This window comes from Cyanobium sp. NIES-981, assembly GCF_900088535.1.
Lineage (GTDB): Bacteria > Cyanobacteriota > Cyanobacteriia > PCC-6307 > Cyanobiaceae > NIES-981.
Genome location: NZ_LT578417.1, coordinates 706,816 through 723,327 on the forward strand (window position 1 = coordinate 706,816; position 16,512 = coordinate 723,327).

Consider the following 16,512-nt stretch of genomic DNA (forward strand, 5'->3'; position numbering starts at 1 on the left):
CATCAGAGCGGCTCCGCCGGTTCAGGGCTCCAGCAGGTGGGGACTGCCCACCACCATGGTGCCGATACCGGCATCGGTGAACACCTCCAGCAGCAGGGCGTGGGGGATGCGTCCGTCCACGATGTGGGCCGCCCCCACCCCCTGGGCCAGGGCCCGGATGCAGCACTCGGTCTTGGGGGTCATGCCCCCCTCCACCACGCCGCTGGCGATCAGCTCCCGGGCACCGGCGAGCGTGAGCTGGCGCACCAGCGTGGAGGGATCCTGGCGATCGCGCAGGATGCCGGGGGTGTCGGTGAGCAGGATCAGCTTCTCGGCCTGCAGCGCCGCCGCCAGCTCCCCGGCCACCGTGTCGGCATTGATGTTGTGGGCCTGGCCCTCGTGGTCGGCGGCCACGCTGGAGATCACGGGGATGTAGCCGGCCTCGAGCAGCGGAAACAACACGGCGGGATTCACCGCCGCCACCTCCCCCACCAGCCCGTTGCGGCCCTCGCCGTAGGGACGGGCCGTCACCAGGGAGCCATCGCTGCCGCACAGGCCCACGGCGCGGCCACCCAGCTTGTTGAGGCCGTTGACGATGTGCTTGTTGACACGGCCCACCAGCACCATCTCCACCACGTCCATGGTCTCGGGGGTGGTGACCCGCAGGCCGCCGCGGAACTCCGGCTGGATGTTCAGGCGCCCGAGCCAGTCGTTGATCTCCGGGCCGCCGCCATGCACGATCACGGGCCGCACCCCCACCGAGGTGAGCAGCACCAGGTCGCGGTAGACCGCATCGCGCAGGTCCTCACGGGCCATGGCGGCGCCGCCGTACTTCACCACCACCCGGCGGCCGCTGAACCGCTGGATGTAGGGCAGGGCCTCGCTGAGCACCGAGACCCGCAGGGCATCGGTCTGGCTGATGACGACGTCGGAACTCACGGCGGAGCGGAGGGTGGAGGAACACAGGAGCGGCCGGGGGGCAGACCACGGCAGGCAGGCGGGCAGAGGGGACTCCGGGCCTGAACTCAGGACGGTTGCACCCAGAGGCGCAGCGTGAAGCGGCCGGGCTCCCGGGGGTCCAGCGCGCAGGCCAGGCCTTGGCCGAAGAATCTGCCGAGCCGCTCCTGCTGGGCCTGCCAGCGCTCGAAGGGCACGGCGCCTGTCTCGAAGTTCAGCTTCAGGCCGTAGTGGCCCTGTTCCTCGATCTCCTCCACGGCCACCAGCTGGGGGGGGGTGTCGTCGTCCCAGAGCTTCAGCACCTCGAGGGAACTCTCCAGATGGGCCTTCTGGCCGTAGCGCCAGCGCATCACATCGGCCAGCAGCTTGCGCAGGGGCTCACTCTCGGGCTGCTCGCGCAGGTGCCGGAAGCGCGCCGCCGGCGTGACCCGCATGGGCGGCGGCAACTCCGACGATTTCAGGGCCAGGCCCCCCAGCAGGATCGGGATGCCGTAAAAGATGGTGGGCAGGCTGAGGTTGGGATTGCCGGTGGCGTAACCGATCCAGCCGATCACCGAGAGGGCGGCTCCCGCCACCGTGACCAGGCTGCCAGGAGAGAGAAGTGCTTGCATGACGCCATCTTCCTGTATGCCGCGAGCCCCCGAGATGACCAGCCAGCCCCACCCGCCCGAGCCAGGCAGCGCGGCTGCCGCCGCCGGAGCCACACCCGCTGCGCCGGAACCCTCCACCGCGGATCTGATCACCCAGCTCCAGGCCGACAGGCTCTGGCTGCTGCGCCAGATCGATGCCGGCGCCTGGCCAGCCTGGAGGCTGGACCTGGCGGCCCTGGAGCGGGAACTCGGCGAACTGCTCGACCGGGTGGCGGAGGTGCAGGAACCGTCGAGCTGAAGCCTGCTCAGAAGGGGATGTCGTCGTCGCCCTCGGGCAGATCGGGCACCAGGGGAGAGGCATTCCAGCTGGGCGGCTCGGCAGCCGGGGCCGGGGCCCCGGTGGCCGGAGCCGGCGAACGGCGGGGCTGGGGTCGCGCCGGAGCCGCGGCCATGGCGGTCGGCGCGGCGGACGCCGCAGGGGGCATCCCCGGACCGCCGCCGGCCTGCCCCGCAGCGGCGCCGAGCGGATGCAGGCGGGAGAGGGTGAACTCGGCCCGCTTTTCCTTGATGCCGTCCGGACGGGTGACGGTGTTCATCCGCAGCCGGCCCTCGATCATCAGGCGCTGGCCCACCTGCACCCGGTTCTGCAGGTCCTGCGCCAGGTTGCCCCAGCCCACCACCTTCAGCTGCCCGGGAGGATCGTCGGGACGCAGGCCCTCCAGCTGCACCGCCATCTCGGCCACCGGCGTCTGGTTGTCCTGGGTGTAGCGAACCTGGGGAGCCTCGAGCACATCAACTTCCAGCAGACAATGGTTCACTCGCCTTCGACCAGCGGATCCTCCCCATCCTGATGCAAGGGGGCAGCCAGCACCAGTTCGTGACGCCACGGCCGCCACAGCCTGCGCCCCTGCCGCCAGCGGCGGGGCAGGGGCGCAGGCTGTGGATGTTCGCGGGTACCGGGGAAGGTCCGGGGCTGGCACAGCAGCTGCAGGCCCAGGGCTGGCGCCTGCGCGTGAGCGTGGTGGATCCGGCCGCTGGGAAACCCTACGAACAGCTCAGCGCTGTGGAGATCAGCGTGGGTGCCCTCGCCGGCGTGGGGGCTCTGCGCACTGCCCTGGAGGAGGCGGAAGCCCGCAGCGATCCCTTCGCCCTGGTGATCGATGCCACCCATCCCTTCGCCGAGCGGATCCACACGACGCTGCAACAGGGATGCGCGGCCAGTGGAACGCCGCTGCTGCGCCTCTCGAGGCCGCCCTGCAGGCTGGGGCCCGGCTGCACGGTGCTGCCAGAACTGGCTCACCTTTCCAGCCTGGATCTGAGCGGCAGGCGCCTGCTGCTGGCGATCGGAGCGCGCCGGCTGCCGGAGGCGGTGGCCTGCACGGCCGGAGCCGTGCACCACGCGCGCCTGTTGCCGAACGCCCACAGCCTGCAGCAGGCCATGGCGGCGAGGCTTGCCCCCCAGCGGGTGGCCTGCCTGCGTCCCACGGCGGAGGGGTCGATCGAGGCCGCCCTGGTGAGGCGCTGGGGGATTGAGGTGATCCTGGTGCGCCAGTCGGGCGGTGAACCCGAGCGGCGATGGCATCGGCTCGCCGCCCGGCACGGCTGCCGGCTGCTGCTGCTGCAGCGGCCGGAGCCAGGGTCCGACGTACCCGCGCTGAGTGGCTCCGAGCTGCTGCGCGATCTGGCCCAGTGGCGCCCTCCGGGCTGATCCGGGGGCTGATCCGGGAGCAGCATGGGCTGAGCCTGATCCGCCCGCCCCGATGGTGCCTACCGATCCGCAGCACCAGACCGTTCCCCCCGGCGGGGATCTGGTGCTGGCGCTCACCACCGAAGCCAGTGCTGCATTGGCCGAAGCCCTGGCCACCGCCGTGCTGGAAGCGGAGCTGGCGGCCTGCGTGGTCCTCACCCCGTGCCGTTCGCTCTATCGCTGGCAGGGGGGCCTGGAGCACAGCCAGGAGGTGCAGTTGCTGATCAAGTCCCACCCCAGCCGGCTGGAGGCCCTGGGGCGGCTGGTGCATGAGCGCCACAGCTACGAAACGCCGGAGTGGATCACCTGGCCCGCCCAGGCGAGCGGCGCCTACGGGGCGTGGCTGAACGCCAGCTGCGGACCTGCCCCGCACGACGCGCCTAGGCCGCCTGATCAGCCCTGCAGTGGGTCTCCATCAGCGCCTTGAGGTCCACCATCGGCCGTGGTCCCAGCTGGGTGACCACCTGGCCGGCGCAGAGGGACCCCAGCCGGCCGCAGCGGGCGGCATCCCACCCCTGGGCCAGCCCATGCAGGAAGCCGGCGGCGTAGAGGTCGCCGGCACCGGTGGTGTCCACCAGGGGGCCCAGCTTGAAGGGATCGATGGTGTGGGTGTCGGGGCCGTCGAGCACCACCGAGCCGAGGGCGCTGCGGGTGAGGGCCGCGATGCGGCAGCGGCCCCGCACCTGCTCCAGGGCCGCCTCGAAGCTGTCGGTCTCGTAGAGGGCCGTGATCTCCATCTCGTTGGCGAAGAGCACGTCGACGTGGCCGTCGACCAGCTCCTGGAAACTGGCGCGGTGGCGCTCCACGCAGAAGGCGTCGGAGAGACTCAGGGCCACCTGGCCGCCGTGGGAGCGCGCCACCTCGGCGGCGGCGATGAAGGCCTGTTTGGCAGCGTCGCTGTCCCAGAGGTAGCCCTCCAGATAGAGCAGCCGGGCCTCGGCCACCATCGAGAGGTCGAGATCGGCCGGATCGAGCCCCACGGAGGCGCCCAGGTAGGTGCACATGGTGCGCTGGGCATCCGGAGTCACCAGGATCAGGCAGCGGGCGGTGGAGGGTCCCTCCGTGGCCGCCGGTGTTTCGAAGCGGGCGCCCACGGCGCGGATGTCATGGGCAAAGATGCCGCCGAGCTGGTCGTCGCGCACCCGGCCGATGAAACCGGCCCTGCCGCCCAGCTGGGCGATGCCGGCCAGGGTGTTGGCGGCGGATCCGCCGGAGGTCTCGAGGCCCGCTCCCACGCTGGCGTAGAGCCGCTCCGCCCTGGCCTCATCCACCAGGGCCATGGTGCCCTTGGTGAGGCCATGGTCGGCGAGGAAGGCGTCGTCGGCCTGCACGAGCACATCCACGATGGCGTTGCCGATGCCGACGACATCGAGGCTTTTGGTGGGCATGGGGAAAGAGGTCAGACGCTGAGCAGGGCCCGCTTGGGACCGTGGATCGGATCCTCCACCACGATCGTCTGATCGCGGTCGGCACCCAACGACACGATGGCGATCGGCACCTCCATCAGTTCGGCGAGGAAGCGCAGATAGCTCATGGCGGTGGCGGGCAGATCCTCCAGGCTGCGGCAGTCGGCCGTGGAGGTCTGCCAGCCGGGCAGGGTCTCGTACACCGGCCGGCAGCGGGCGAACACCTCGGCGCTGCTGGGGAAGTGCTCGATGCGCTCCCCGTCGAGGTCGTAGGCCACACACACCTTGATGGCGTCGAGCTCGTCCAGCACGTCAAGCTTGGTGATGGCCAGGCAGTCCAGACCGTTCACCTCCACCGCGTAGCGGCCGATCACGCCGTCGAACCAGCCGCAGCGGCGACGCCGGCCGGTGGTGGTGCCGTACTCGCCGCCCCGGTCGCAGAGGTGGTCGTTGAGGCTGCCGTCCAGCTCGGTGGGGAAGGGCCCCTCGCCCACCCGGGTGGTGTAGGCCTTGGCCACGCCGATCACCCGGTCGATCAGGGTGGGGCCGACCCCGGCACCGATGCAGGCCCCCCCGCTCACCGGGTTGGAGGAGGTGACGTAGGGGTAGGTGCCGTGGTCGAGGTCGAGCAGGGTGCCCTGGGCTCCCTCGAACAGGATGTTCTGGCGGGCGCGGGCGGCCTCGTGGATGGTGCGGGTGCAGTCCACCACATGGGGGGCCAGGCGCTGGCCATAGCCGAGATACTCGGCCACCACCGCCTCGAAGTCGAGCGGCTCGATGCCGTAGAGCTTGGTGAGGATCTCGTTCTTCTCGGCCAGGGGGCCGCTGAGGCGGTCGCGCAGCCGGTGCTCGTCGAGCAGATCGATGATGCGGATGCCGTTGCGCTCCGACTTGTCGGCATAGGTGGGGCCGATGCCCCGGCCGGTGGTGCCGATGCGGCGGTCGCCCCGCCGCTGCTCCATCGCCTGGTCCAGCAGGCGGTGGTAGGGCATGGTCACGTGGGCGGTGGAGGCCAGCCGCAGGCCCGAGATGTCGATGCCGAAGTCGGCGAGCATGTCGAGCTCCTCGAGCATCACCCGCGGATCCACCACGGTGCCGGAGCCGATCAGGCAGACGGTGTCGGGATAGAGGATGCCCGAGGGGATCAGGTGCAGCTTCAGCACCTTCTCATCCACCACGATCGTGTGGCCGGCGTTGACGCCGCCCTGGTAGCGCACCACCACATCGGCGGAGCGGCTCAGCAGATCGGTGATCTTGCCCTTTCCCTCGTCACCCCACTGCGCACCGATGACGACGACGTTGGCCAAGGACACAGCGGCCCGCAGCCGCTTCAGAGCACAACTGCAGAGACTCTCAGATCGAGGCCCCGTTCGTCAAAACCGGGACGTTGCCGGGGCTTCCCTCAGGCGCCGCGCACCACCCCGCGCTCGGCCTTCTGCAGCTCCTTGGTGATCCGCTCCCGCAGCGCCTCGGGCACCGGACGGTTGGGGTAGTTGGCGTAGTGACCGGCCAGGGAATTGAGGGCGGTCTGCATGGTGGTGAAGGAGGCCAGACCGTGCACCGACGTGCGGGGGCGGTAGCGGGCCATGTAGTCGTTGATCAGGCCGCGGGCCTCGGTTTCGGCCTCGGCCCGGCCCGGGTCATCAGCCGGGAGGCTCACCGTGGCGATCAGGGCGTCGGCCACGGCCACCGTGTCATCCACGTAGTTGCCGGTGAGGCTCTGGTTGCTGCTGCAGCCCGTCAGCAGCAGGCAGGCGGCCAGGCAGGCGGCGAGAAGGGCGCGGCTCCAGTTCCCCAGCAGACGGCGCACCGGGTTGAGGATCACAGCGGCCATCGAGGAGAAGCGGGTGGGTCGATCCTACGGATCGCCATCCATGGGGTCGTTCGCCAGTCCGCGCCGCTCCCGGGCCAGGGCGGGAAGCAGCTGCTCCAGCAGGGCCTCGGCGGCAAGGTCGACGCGGCTGCCATCCTCCCGGCGCACCAGTTCCACCTGGCCGTCCGGGGCACCCCGCCCCACCACCACCCGCCAGGGGATGCCGATCAGATCGGCGTCCTTGAATTTCACCCCGGCCCGCTCGCTGCGGTCATCCAGCAGGGTGTCCACACCGGCCTGCCGCAGCGTGGCGTACACCTGCTCGCCGAGGGCCGTCTGGGTGGGATCGGCGCCATTGGCCACCACCACGATCACCTCGAACGGGGCGATCGGCGTGGGCCAGCGGATGCCGTTGCCGTCGTGGTGCTGCTCCACCGCCGCCTGCGCGAGCCGTGACACGCCGATGCCGTAGCAGCCCATCCAGAGGGGTTCCTCCTCACCGGATTCATTGGTGAAGTTCGCGGCCATGGCCGCCGAGTACTTGCGGCCCAGCTGGAAGATGTGGCCCACCTCGATGCCCCGGCTGGAGTGCAGACACTGCTCCGGGTCGTGCACGCAGCGATCACCGGGCTGGGCGGACCGCAGGTCCAGCGCCTCGGGCAGGGGGCCGAGCGCGTCCCAGGTGGCGCCGCGCCGGTGGTGATCCACCTGGTTGGCGCCGCACACGAAGGCGGGCAGCGCCGCGGCGGTGTGGTCCGCCAGGCGCAGGAAGCGGGGGATCCAGTGCCGGGCACCCTCGAGAAGATCGTCGGGGAGGTCGGGGCCGAGGAAGCCGAAGGGCAGGGGAGCGAGACCCTCCCGGCTGAGGGCGTCCTCCGTGAGGGGCGTGATGTCGAGCAGGGTGCCGTGGTGCTCACCGCAGCGCTGGCTGACGCCATTGGCCAGCTTCACCTCGTTGAGTTGCTGGTCGCCCCGCAGGCTCACCAGCAGGGGCTGGCTGCGGCCGTCCTCGAAGCGGGCCAGCAGCAGCAGCACCTTCACCAGCTGGCTGGGATGGAGTCCGTGGGCGGCGGTGAGCGTGTCGATCGCGCCCTGGGCCGGGGTGGGGAACAGCTCCCCCGAGCCCCCGGCCCGGGGGCCGCCGGGGAGGGGCACAGGCTCGGGCGCCAGGGAGACGGCCCGCTCCTGGTTGGCCGCGTAGCGCCCGTCCGCACTGCTGAGCACCAGGTCCTCGCCGGCCTCGGCCGTCACCATGAATTCCTGGCTGGCCGAGCCGCCGATGGCGCCGCTGTCGGCCTCCACGGCCACGGCCCGCAGGCCGCAGCGGCGGAAGATGCGGGTGTAGGCCGCGTCCATGGCGGCGTAGGTCTCGCGCAGCGAGGCCTCGTCGGCGTGGAAGGAATAGGCATCCTTCATGATGAATTCGCGCCCACGCATCAGGCCGAACCGCGGACGGATCTCGTCGCGGAACTTGGTCTGGATCTGATACAGGGTCACCGGCAGCTGCCGGTAGGAGCGCAGCAGATCGGCGGCCAGGGCCGTGACCACCTCCTCGTGGGTGGGCCCCAACCCCATCTCCCGGCCCTGGCGGTCCTCCAGGTGGAACATGATCCCCTCGCCATCGGTGTAACCGCTCCAGCGGCCGCTGCGCTGCCAGAGTTCGGCCGGCTGCATCTGGGGAAGGAGGGTTTCCAGAGCCCCGATGGCGTCGAGTTCCTCCCGCACGATCGCGGACACCTTGCGGAGCACCCGCCAGAGCAGGGGAAGGTAGGCGTAGATGCCGCTGCCGATCCGGCGCATGTAGCCCGCCCTCAGCAGCAGCTTGTGGGAGGGGATTTCAGCCTCGGCGGGATCATCCCGCAGCGTCACCAGCATCAGGCGGGAGACGCGCATGGCAAAGAGCTCGGGGAGGGCGGAAACTACCACCGCTGCGCCGCTGGCCCCTGCCCCACAGCCCGGCGGGATGGGGGAGGTGGACTGACTGGGGGAAGGGGGGTGCACGACGGTCGCGGCCGCCACTGCACCCGCCCGGGAACTCTGCTAATTTCAAGGTTCTGTCCAGAATGTCCCATTCGGGTCTCATGATCACCAGCCCCAGCGAAGGCGGCTTCAAGGCGGAGCTCAGGGGGCCTGGAGCATCCGCAGCCGTGCCGTCTGCCGCGGGCGCCAGCCCCGGCCTGGCCGGCCTCGGCAGCTCGCCGGAATCCGGAGGAGGGGAGACCCTGATCGGCATCGACGAGGTGCAGAAGACCCTGAACCGTTCCCGCGCCTCGGTGTACCGCTACACGAACACCGATCCACGCAACCTCAATCCCCCCTTCAACCCGCGACGCCTCAACCCGGAATACCGCAGCGATCAGAAGGATCCCCTGCTCTTTCATCCCCACGAGGTGGCCCGCTTCGCCCGCGATGTCCTGCGGATCAAGGAAGTCACCGTGGAGGTGCTGAACTCGCCCTCCACCGCCACCCAGCAGCTGCTCGGCGCCATCCTCGAGGAACTGCGCACCATCCGGAGCCAGCTGGACCGGCTCGAAGGGCCTGCCGCCAGGCCCGTCGGCCCCACCGAGCTGGCGCCGCGCCTCGAGCCCCAGTCCCGGCCGGCGGCCTGACATTCCATCCTTCAAGGTGCCAGGATTGGGGCAACCTTTCTGCCCACTCAGGTTTCGGTCTCCAACCGCCGCACGGTCCGGCGCCCTCGCCCCCTGGCCTGGGTAGCGCCGCGGCTCAGACCACCTCCATGACCCAATCCGCCCTGCCCCAACGCCCTGCCGACGGTTCCCTGACCAGGCACGGCAGTCCTGCCGAAACCGAGCCACCGCAAGCAGCGCCCTCGGATTCCACCGAGGACCCCCACAGTCCGGGGCCCCAACCCCTCGACTTCCTGATCGGCAGCCTGATCGGACTGCTGACAGCCATTGTTCCCCTGGCCACCGTGATGGCAGGCCGTCCGACTCCGCCGGGTCCCGCTCTCTTCTATGGATCTCAGCCAACTGCCGGCATCCCCAGCACCCGGGCTGGTGAACCTGGTGGTGGAGATCCCGGCCGGCAGCCGTAACAAGTACGAGTACAACGCCGCCGCCGGCGTGATGGCCCTCGACCGGGTGCTGCACTCCTCCGTGCGCTACCCCTTCGACTACGGCTTCGTGCCCAACACCCTGGCCGACGACGGCGCCCCGCTGGACGCCATGGTGATCATGGAGGAGCCCACCTTTGCCGGCTGTCTGATCCGCTCCAGGCCGATCGGCATCCTCGACATGGTGGATTCCGGGGCCCATGACGGCAAGCTGTTGTGCGTGCCGGAGGCCGGCTTCCGGCATCAGCAGATCCGCTCGATCCGCCAGATCGCACCGAACACGCTGGAGGAGGTGGCGGAGTTCTTCCGCACCTACAAGAACATGGAAGGCCGGGTGACCCAGATCCAGGGCTGGCTTGATGCCGATGCTGTGCCGGCGCTGCTGGAGCACTGCATCGGGGCTGCCGAGCAGGGCGGGGGCAGCTAGGCGGCCCGTTGCAGCAGAAAGCCCTCATAGCCGAGGGCCTGGAACACCCTGGCGGGATCGCTGAATCCGGCGGCATTCACCAGAGCCGTGAGCCGTGCTGTGCCGATCGGGTGGAGGCCATGGGTGAGGGCCGAGAGCTCCCCATCCGCTGCCGGCAGGCCGCTGGCCTTCTGGAAGCCGAGCCAGGCCGCGTCCACCTGGGCCTGCAGCGGTGAGCGCTCCGGTGCCATCAGATCGACAAGCACCAGCTGGCCACCGGGCTCGAGGCTGCGGGCCAGGGCACTCAGAAAGGCCAGTTTGGTGCCGTCATCCGGCAACGACTGCAGCACCAACACCGAGAGCGCCCCGGCGAAACAGGCATCGGCCTGCAGTTCCTCCACCCGGGACTGACGCCAGACGATGCCGGCCTCCCCCAGCCGCTGCTGCGCCTCGGCAAGCATCTCGGCCGAGGGGTCGATGGCGGTCACCCGCCAGTCCGGACGCTGGGCCCTGGCCTCCACGAGCTCGGCGCCGGTGCCGCACCCCGCCACCAGCACCTGGGCCCCGGCCCGACCGGCCTTCGGCGAGGCGGCCAGCAGGGCCACGGCCAGCCGGGCCAGGCTGGCGTAGCCAGGAATCAACTGCTGCACGACCAGGTCGTACCCCTGCGGAACCGCCAAGAACTCGCAACAACTGCGTCGATGCTAGGCAGGGGGCCCCTGGGGGCCTTAAGTTTGCGGGCGCGTTTCATCCCTGACCGGCCGTGCCCACCATCCGATTCGAACAGGAAGGCCAGCAGGTCGGTTGCATCGAGGGGGCGAACCTCCGCAAGGCGGCCCTGGATGCCGGGATCAATCCCTACAAGGGCCTCAACAACGTCAACAACTGCGGCGGCCTCGGCCAGTGCGGCACCTGTGTGATGGAGGTGGTTGAAGGCATGCAGAACCTCTCGCCCCGCAGCGATGTCGAGGAGGTCTACCTGGCCGACCGACCCGCCAACTACCGCCTGAGCTGCCGCACCAGCGTCAACGGCGATGTGACCGTGCGCACCCGCCCCGCCGATGCCGTCGGCAAGGGAAGCAACAGTCTGGTGGGTGCCCTCAAGGCCCTGGTGGGCCGCTGACCGGCCGGGCCAACGGCGGCCGAAGCACTGCATCGCCATGGGCGGGATCAGGCTCTACAGCTATGCCGGCTGCAGCACGTGCCGCAAGGCTTTGCGCTGGCTCGAGGAGCGGGGTGTGACGACCCCACCGATCGACATCACCCAGCAGCCCCCCAGCCGCGGGGAGCTGGAGCAGGCGCTCGCCCAGCTCGGTCGCCAGCGCCTGTTCAACACCAGCGGCCAGAGCTACCGCAGCCTCGGGGCCGCCGCGGTGAAGGCCATGGATGACCACGAGGCGCTGGAGGCCCTCGCCGCCGATGGGAAGCTGATCAAGCGGCCGTTTCTGATCACCGACGCAGGCCGAATCCTGACGGGCTTCAAGCCCGAGGAGTGGGAGGCTCTGCTGGCGGACTGACGCTGGAGCTTCCCTTCGGTGCCGCGGCCACGGTGAGGGCATCGAGCTCCCGCAGCAGCGATTCGATGCCGGCCCGGCTGATCTGGCTGAGGTAGGTGCCCTTCAACTGCTCCAGCAGCGCACAGAGCAGGTCCTGGGAGCGCTCGAGAGCAGGCCCGCGCTCCAGCGCCAGGGCGAGCTCATCCCAGAAGCGGTCCACGAACCGTTGCAGCAGGTCGAGCTGGGCGTCATCCCTCTGGGCCAGCCGCTGGCCGGCGCTGCGGGAGAGCTCCAGCAGGCTGTCCACCATGCCGGCCGCCAGCTGGCGGCTGACCCCGCTTTCCACCTGCAGCAGCGGCTTCAGCTGCCGCAGGGGGGGAGGCACCACCGTGCGGTCGAGGCTCTGGCGCAGGGTGTAGCCCAGCACCCCCTGCAGCTCGGGAGCCAGGCGGGGAGCCACCTCGGCCAGCAGCAGCGGAGCCCAGATCCGCACCAGTTCGGCCAGCTCCCGTTCCTCGCTGCTGCTGGTCACGCTCTGATGGCTGCGCAGGGCGCGGATCCGCTCGGGCCAGTGGCGTGAGCGGATCAGGCCCTGGATCCCGTCGAGCAGCTGCAGGGCCAGCACCTCGAACAGCTCCACGGCCAGCAGGGCCACCACCCCGCGGCTCACCACGGCCCTGAGGGGCTCCAGGTTCACCAGCCCCGAGGTCTGCAGCCGCTCGGCCACGGGCAGCACCCGCAGCCAGCGCCAGAACGGCAGCAGCAGGGGGAGGTCGGTCCAGCGCCGCAGCAGCACCTCGTCCCAGCGCAGTCCTGGCAGCCGCCGCTTGATCCGGATCAACCGCTGCAGGATGTCGAGCAGGAAGACGCTCTGGAAGAGCAGCAGATCGATCCGCCAGAAATGGTCGGTGGGGCGGCCGTTCTCGTCGATCGAGCGCCAGTAGTTGGTCTCCACCAGCGGCAGCACCTGCTCCCGCCAGAACTGCAGCTCCCGGGCCCAGGAGTGGCGCTCGAGCCACTCGCGGCTCAGGAGCAGCCGGGCGGACTCCTTGGCCGAATCCCGGTCGACCCGTTGGCGCAGACGGTTTTTGATCTTCTCGAGCGTGCCGGCGCGGTCGGAAGCCAGAAACGGATTGCTGTCGATCATCTGCGCCATCAGCTCGGCCTGGCGCTGCAGCAGGCGGGTCTGCAGCGCCGGATCCGCCGCCGGGCTGGCCATCACCCGCTCGAGCTCCGAGAAGGCCTGCAGGAAGGTGCTGGTTTCCCGATGGGGCTCGATCCCCTTGATCGGATCCACCCAGGGGGTGATGTCCGGGATGAAGGTGAGGGGCACCGCCAGGGGCGCCGAGGGGATCGGGTAGAGGTTGCGCTGCAGCCAGAAGGTGCGCAGCGGCACGTAGGTGAGGTCGAACGCCACCCAGGCCAGGTTGATCGTGGCCCAGATGGCCACGAAGCGGTCCCACACGAGGCCCCTGACGCCGGTGGATCGCGGACGGGGGCGCTGCCAGCGCGGTCGGGCCATCGGCAGGGCGGAGGATCAGGCGTGCCTAATCTGCCCTGGACAAGCTGTCATGCCGCAGCGGAGACATCAGGACTTGAGCGAGCAGAACGGACCCAGCGGCAGCGGAGTTCCAGCGGACACGGCCAGCCCCACCCCGACCACCCAGCCCGACAGCCCCTGGCTGTTCTGGCGCAGCGTGGTGCTCACCCTCGCCGTGGCCCTGGGAATCCGCCAGTTCGTGGTGGAAGCCCGCTACATCCCCTCCGGATCGATGCTGCCGGGCCTGCAGCTGCAGGATCGCCTGCTGGTGGAGAAGCTCACCTACCGGCGCCGGCCGCCGCAGCGGGGGGAGATCGTGGTGTTCCAGTCCCCCCACAGCTTCGATCCTGTGCTGGCCAGCGACGTCGACCGCAACCCCTTGCGCTGCCTGCTGGTGAACATCCCCTTCCTGGGGTCCCTGCCCGGACTCGCCAATCCCGCCTGCGATGCCTACATCAAGCGGGTGGTGGCCCTGCCCGGCGAGGAGGTGAGCGTGAATCCCCGGGGTGAGGTGTTCATCGACGGCCGCAAGCTGGATGAGCCGTATGTGCAGAACTACTGCCCGGTCGATGCCCAGGGCATGGGTCCGTGTCGCACGCTCAAGGCGATCGTGCCCCCCGGCCACGTGCTCACCCTGGGCGACAACCGGGCCAACAGCTGGGATGGACGCTTCTGGCCAGGCGGGGCGTTCCTGCCCACCCGCGAGGTGATCGGCCGCGCCTTCTGGCGCTTCTACCCGATCAAGCAGGCGGGAACCCTGCTTCCTCCGCCTCCGGCGGATCCAGCCACCACTGCGCCGCCTCCGTGAGCCCGCTCGCACGGACCACCCCCAGGGGTGGCCTCCCCTGCAGGGGCTGATTGGCGGCCCGGGAGGGCGATGGGCCGGGGGCGGTACCGGAGCGCGCCTTCGGATCGAACAGCAGCCAGCGGCGGCTTCCCGCTGCGATCTGTTCGGGGGGCTGCCGCAACAGGGCCGAAGGCCCCCAGCTGAGCACCTGCCACAGCTCCGCCGCCGTCCAGTGGCGGCGCTCCACCAGTTCCTGCCAGAGGGCCGGCAGCACCAGCCCGTGACGGCCGCCGTGACCAGCCACGCCCGGGCGGCGTTGGTCGAGGGGCAGCAGGCGTTCCTCCGCGTCCACGGGCTGGTGATGCACCGCCACGGCCTGGATCAGGCCCTGGCGGAGGGCGGACAGCAGGGCCTCCCGATCGGCGGGGGTGCCCAGGGAGGGCTCCACCCGCCAACCCTCGTCCGTGGGCGCCAGGCTGGCGCTGTCGGCCACCAGATGCCACCAGCCCACCGTGACGGACGGTCGCCGCGGCGCCCGGGCCAGGGCGTCCACCCCGGCGGCGGTGGACAGATTCATCAGCATCAGGCTCTGCCCTCCAGGCCGGTCCGCCAGGATCAGCAGGGCCGCCAGAGGCAGCAGTTCACTGGCCAGGGGGTCGGGCGGCCAGCCGGCCCGCAGCGCCTCCACCCCTTCGCGCACGAAGCCGCCGCTGGTGAGGGCGCTCTGGCGCGGGGCCACCAGCACCGGCCGGGGCGCGGACTCGGCCAGCAGCAGGCCCCGCTCCAGCAGCGACAGGGGGGGGCACTCGGCACCACAGGCCAGACCGATGGCGCCGGCCTCCAGTTGATCGGCATGGGGGCCCAGATCGGCATCGGCACCGTCTCGGCTGAAGCTTCCCCAGAGCAGCAACCGCTGTGGATCGGGCCAGCGGAGCGTCAGCCGCTCCGGCCGGTCGCGCCATGGCCTGGCCCAGGGCAGCAGGGCAACCGTGCCGTAGCCGCCGCTGGCCGCCGCCGCCGCCAGGGTGGCCAGGGTTTCCGAGCGACCGTCCCAGGGATCCTCCAGCACCGAATGGGGATCGACCAGCACCGGAGCCAGAATCCAGCCTGAGGCGGGAATGGGCTGCAGGCCGAGGGCGCCCCCCCGTTGAGCTGCCTGCGCGCCGAGATCCTCGAGCACCCCATCGGCGCCGATCAGGGCATCGAGCGGCTCGAGAGCCGCTCCGGGGCCCCGCAGCAGCTGAACCCCCTGCAACCAACGCGGTGCCATGCGCTCAGGCCCTACAACGCCCCAGCCGCAGTGCGGTCAAGCACGCCACCGAGGTGCGGGGTGAGATTGAGGGCGGTGACCACTGGGATGCCCTCGATGCCGAAGGGATAGTCGATCACCGTGACCCCGCCGTTGCCCTGCTTGATGGTCCAGATGTCGGCGGGCTGAAGCCCCAGCAGGGCGCAGAGGATGGTCTTGTTCACGGCGTCATGGGCCACCACCATGGCCGTCTCCTCGGCCGCGAGACTGCGCACGATGGTGCTCCAGGTGGCCACGGAGCGGTCCCAGACCTGCTGCAGGGTTTCGCCTTCGGGCATCTGCACGGTGTGGGGCTCCCGTTTCCAGTCGGCCAGCAGCTGGGGCCAGCCGGCTTCAATCTCATCCTCGAGCCGTCCCTCCCAGAGCCCATGGCCGATCTCCACCAACCCGGTGGTGGTGGTGAGGGGCACGCCGGGGTGCAGGGCCAGGATCGCCTCGGCGGTCTGGCGGGGCCGGGCCATCACGCTGCTGTAGGCCCGCTGGATGCTCACCAGTCCCAGGAAGGCTCCCGCCGCCTCCGCCTGGGCGCGACCGTTGGCATTGAGCGGTATGTCGATCTGGCCCTGGAAGCGGCCCTGGCGGTTCCAGTCGGTTTCGCCATGGCGCACCAGCAGGAGCCGCGGGCAGGGGCCCTTGGCCGGCAGGGGCTCACCGAGGTGGGCCGTGCCGTTCAGCGACTCCAGCTGGACGGCGATGGAGTCCCCCGCCCCACCGCTGAGGTTGAGCACCGAGATCGAGCCGTTGTCGATGCGCAGGCGGCGGAACTCGGTGGCGTCCAGCCCCAGCAGCCGCAGCACGAGGCACCGCAGGATCGCGTTGTGGGCCACCACCAGAACCGTGGTCCCGGGCTGCTGGCCGGCGGGCGGTCCGGCCAGCGCCGCCGCATGGCGCTCAAGAAGCAGGGCCTGGAACCGGCCCGCCTGCTCCATCAGCTCCGGCAGGGGGCGGTAGGTGCTGCCGTCCGGCCGCTGCAGCGTGAGGCCGTGGGGCGCCTCACGCCACTGGCGCTCCTGATCCGGAAAACGCTCCCGCAGATCCTGCCGCAGCAGGCCGCTCCAGGGAGCCAGATCGATCTCCACCAGATCCTCCACGGGCTCGGCGGTGAGGTTGTGGCCCTGGGCGGCCAACAGGTGGGCCGCCGTATCGCTGGCTCGGCGCAACGGCGAGGTGTAGGCGGCCTCGAAGCCGATTCCAGCCAGGGCCTTGCCCGCCGCCTGGGCCTGCAGCTCGCCGTCCGGGGTGAGGGTGGAGAGATCGTCGCGGCCCTGGATCCGCCGCTCCACGTTGAAGCTGCTCAGCCCGTGGCGCACCAACACGATCCGAAGGGCCACCGGCATCCGGGCTGCTGGCGCCATCGTATGGGAGCACCCCGGAGCGCCCGGGCGGACGCCAGGCCGCAGAGCACCGGC

Annotated in this window: 19 protein-coding genes; 8 read left to right on the forward strand and 11 right to left on the reverse strand. The window is 70.6% G+C overall.

Features of this window, described 5'->3' with window-relative positions; genetic code table 11:
• Nucleotides 1–21: 21 nt before the first annotated feature.
• A complete protein-coding gene (gene argB, locus CBM981_RS03650; protein ID WP_087067307.1) occupies nt 22–918 on the reverse strand; it encodes an acetylglutamate kinase in 897 nt (298 codons plus the stop codon).
• An 86-nt stretch (nt 919–1,004) separates the two neighbouring features.
• A complete protein-coding gene (locus tag CBM981_RS03655) occupies nt 1,005–1,547 on the reverse strand; it encodes a DUF2854 domain-containing protein (RefSeq protein WP_087067308.1) in 543 nt (180 codons plus the stop codon).
• 34 nt (nt 1,548–1,581) lie between these two features.
• Here CBM981_RS03655 and CBM981_RS03660 point away from each other — a divergent pair, with 34 nt between their 5' ends.
• Nucleotides 1,582–1,824, forward strand: a complete 243-nt coding sequence (locus tag CBM981_RS03660) for a hypothetical protein (RefSeq protein ID WP_087067309.1) — start codon at nt 1,582–1,584, stop codon at nt 1,822–1,824.
• Nucleotides 1,825–1,831: 7 nt separating this feature from the next.
• On the opposite strand, the gene CBM981_RS03665 is transcribed toward CBM981_RS03660, so the two are convergent.
• The gene (locus CBM981_RS03665) at nt 1,832–2,344 is read right to left on the reverse strand and encodes a single-stranded DNA-binding protein (protein ID WP_087067310.1); all 513 of its coding nucleotides are present in this window, start codon (nt 2,342–2,344) and stop codon (nt 1,832–1,834) included.
• Between the two features lie 125 nt (nt 2,345–2,469).
• Between CBM981_RS03665 and CBM981_RS03670 the strand changes: the two genes are divergently transcribed.
• A complete protein-coding gene (locus CBM981_RS03670) occupies nt 2,470–3,234 on the forward strand; it encodes a precorrin-6A/cobalt-precorrin-6A reductase (protein WP_157665319.1) in 765 nt (254 codons plus the stop codon).
• A gap of 52 nt (nt 3,235–3,286) precedes the next feature.
• Nucleotides 3,287–3,700 (forward strand): divalent-cation tolerance protein CutA, encoded by a 414-nt coding sequence (gene cutA / locus CBM981_RS03675; RefSeq protein WP_087067312.1) that lies wholly within the window; start codon nt 3,287–3,289, stop codon nt 3,698–3,700.
• On the opposite strand, the gene CBM981_RS03680 is transcribed toward cutA, so the two are convergent.
• The 4 genes from CBM981_RS03680 to CBM981_RS03695 form a co-directional block, all read right to left on the reverse strand.
• A complete protein-coding gene (locus CBM981_RS03680; RefSeq protein ID WP_087067313.1) occupies nt 3,654–4,661 on the reverse strand; it encodes an adenosine kinase in 1,008 nt (335 codons plus the stop codon). The genes cutA and CBM981_RS03680 overlap by 47 nt on opposite strands.
• An 11-nt stretch (nt 4,662–4,672) precedes the next feature.
• Entirely contained in the window at nt 4,673–5,992 is a 1,320-nt protein-coding gene (locus CBM981_RS03685) for an adenylosuccinate synthase (RefSeq protein ID WP_172820800.1), read from the reverse strand.
• Nucleotides 5,993–6,081: 89 nt separating this feature from the next.
• Complete coding sequence (gene psb27, locus CBM981_RS03690; protein ID WP_172820801.1) at nt 6,082–6,513, reverse strand: photosystem II protein Psb27; 432 nt, start codon at nt 6,511–6,513, stop codon at nt 6,082–6,084.
• 24 nt (nt 6,514–6,537) lie between these two features.
• Complete coding sequence (locus CBM981_RS03695) at nt 6,538–8,385, reverse strand: proline--tRNA ligase (protein WP_087067315.1); 1,848 nt, start codon at nt 8,383–8,385, stop codon at nt 6,538–6,540.
• Nucleotides 8,386–8,573: 188 nt separating this feature from the next.
• Between CBM981_RS03695 and CBM981_RS03700 the strand changes: the two genes are divergently transcribed.
• Complete coding sequence (locus tag CBM981_RS03700) at nt 8,574–9,101, forward strand: resolvase (RefSeq protein ID WP_157665320.1); 528 nt, start codon at nt 8,574–8,576, stop codon at nt 9,099–9,101.
• A 366-nt stretch (nt 9,102–9,467) separates the two neighbouring features.
• On the forward strand, nt 9,468–9,992 hold the full coding sequence (locus CBM981_RS03705; RefSeq protein WP_087067316.1) for an inorganic diphosphatase: 525 nt from the start codon (nt 9,468–9,470) through the stop codon (nt 9,990–9,992).
• Here the strand turns inward: CBM981_RS03705 and CBM981_RS03710 are convergent.
• Nucleotides 9,989–10,651 carry a class I SAM-dependent methyltransferase gene (locus tag CBM981_RS03710; protein WP_087067317.1) on the reverse strand — a complete coding sequence of 221 codons (663 nt, stop codon included), beginning with the start codon at nt 10,649–10,651 and terminating at the stop codon, nt 9,989–9,991. The genes CBM981_RS03705 and CBM981_RS03710 overlap by 4 nt on opposite strands.
• Nucleotides 10,652–10,734: 83 nt before the next feature.
• Between CBM981_RS03710 and CBM981_RS03715 the strand changes: the two genes are divergently transcribed.
• Both CBM981_RS03715 and CBM981_RS03720 read left to right on the forward strand, forming a co-directional pair.
• The gene (locus CBM981_RS03715; protein ID WP_087067318.1) at nt 10,735–11,094 is read left to right on the forward strand and encodes a 2Fe-2S iron-sulfur cluster-binding protein; all 360 of its coding nucleotides are present in this window, start codon (nt 10,735–10,737) and stop codon (nt 11,092–11,094) included.
• A 37-nt stretch (nt 11,095–11,131) separates the two neighbouring features.
• On the forward strand, nt 11,132–11,488 hold the full coding sequence (locus CBM981_RS03720) for an arsenate reductase family protein (RefSeq protein ID WP_087067319.1): 357 nt from the start codon (nt 11,132–11,134) through the stop codon (nt 11,486–11,488).
• On the opposite strand, the gene CBM981_RS03725 is transcribed toward CBM981_RS03720, so the two are convergent.
• Nucleotides 11,451–12,989 (reverse strand): hypothetical protein, encoded by a 1,539-nt coding sequence (locus CBM981_RS03725; RefSeq protein WP_172820802.1) that lies wholly within the window; start codon nt 12,987–12,989, stop codon nt 11,451–11,453. The two genes, CBM981_RS03720 and CBM981_RS03725, sit on opposite strands and share 38 nt — an antisense overlap.
• A gap of 49 nt (nt 12,990–13,038) precedes the next feature.
• On the opposite strand from CBM981_RS03725, the gene lepB reads away from it, so the two are divergent.
• Nucleotides 13,039–13,815: a signal peptidase I gene (lepB, locus tag CBM981_RS03730; protein ID WP_087067320.1), complete on the forward strand. Its 777-nt coding sequence runs from the start codon at nt 13,039–13,041 to the stop codon at nt 13,813–13,815.
• Here lepB and CBM981_RS03735 read toward each other — a convergent pair.
• Nucleotides 13,748–15,064: a dihydroorotase gene (locus CBM981_RS03735; RefSeq protein WP_087067321.1), complete on the reverse strand. Its 1,317-nt coding sequence runs from the start codon at nt 15,062–15,064 to the stop codon at nt 13,748–13,750. The two genes, lepB and CBM981_RS03735, sit on opposite strands and share 68 nt — an antisense overlap.
• 11 nt (nt 15,065–15,075) lie before the next feature.
• Nucleotides 15,076–16,434 (reverse strand): histidine phosphatase family protein, encoded by a 1,359-nt coding sequence (locus tag CBM981_RS03740; RefSeq protein ID WP_225867624.1) that lies wholly within the window; start codon nt 16,432–16,434, stop codon nt 15,076–15,078.
• Nucleotides 16,435–16,512 lie beyond the last annotated feature (78 nt).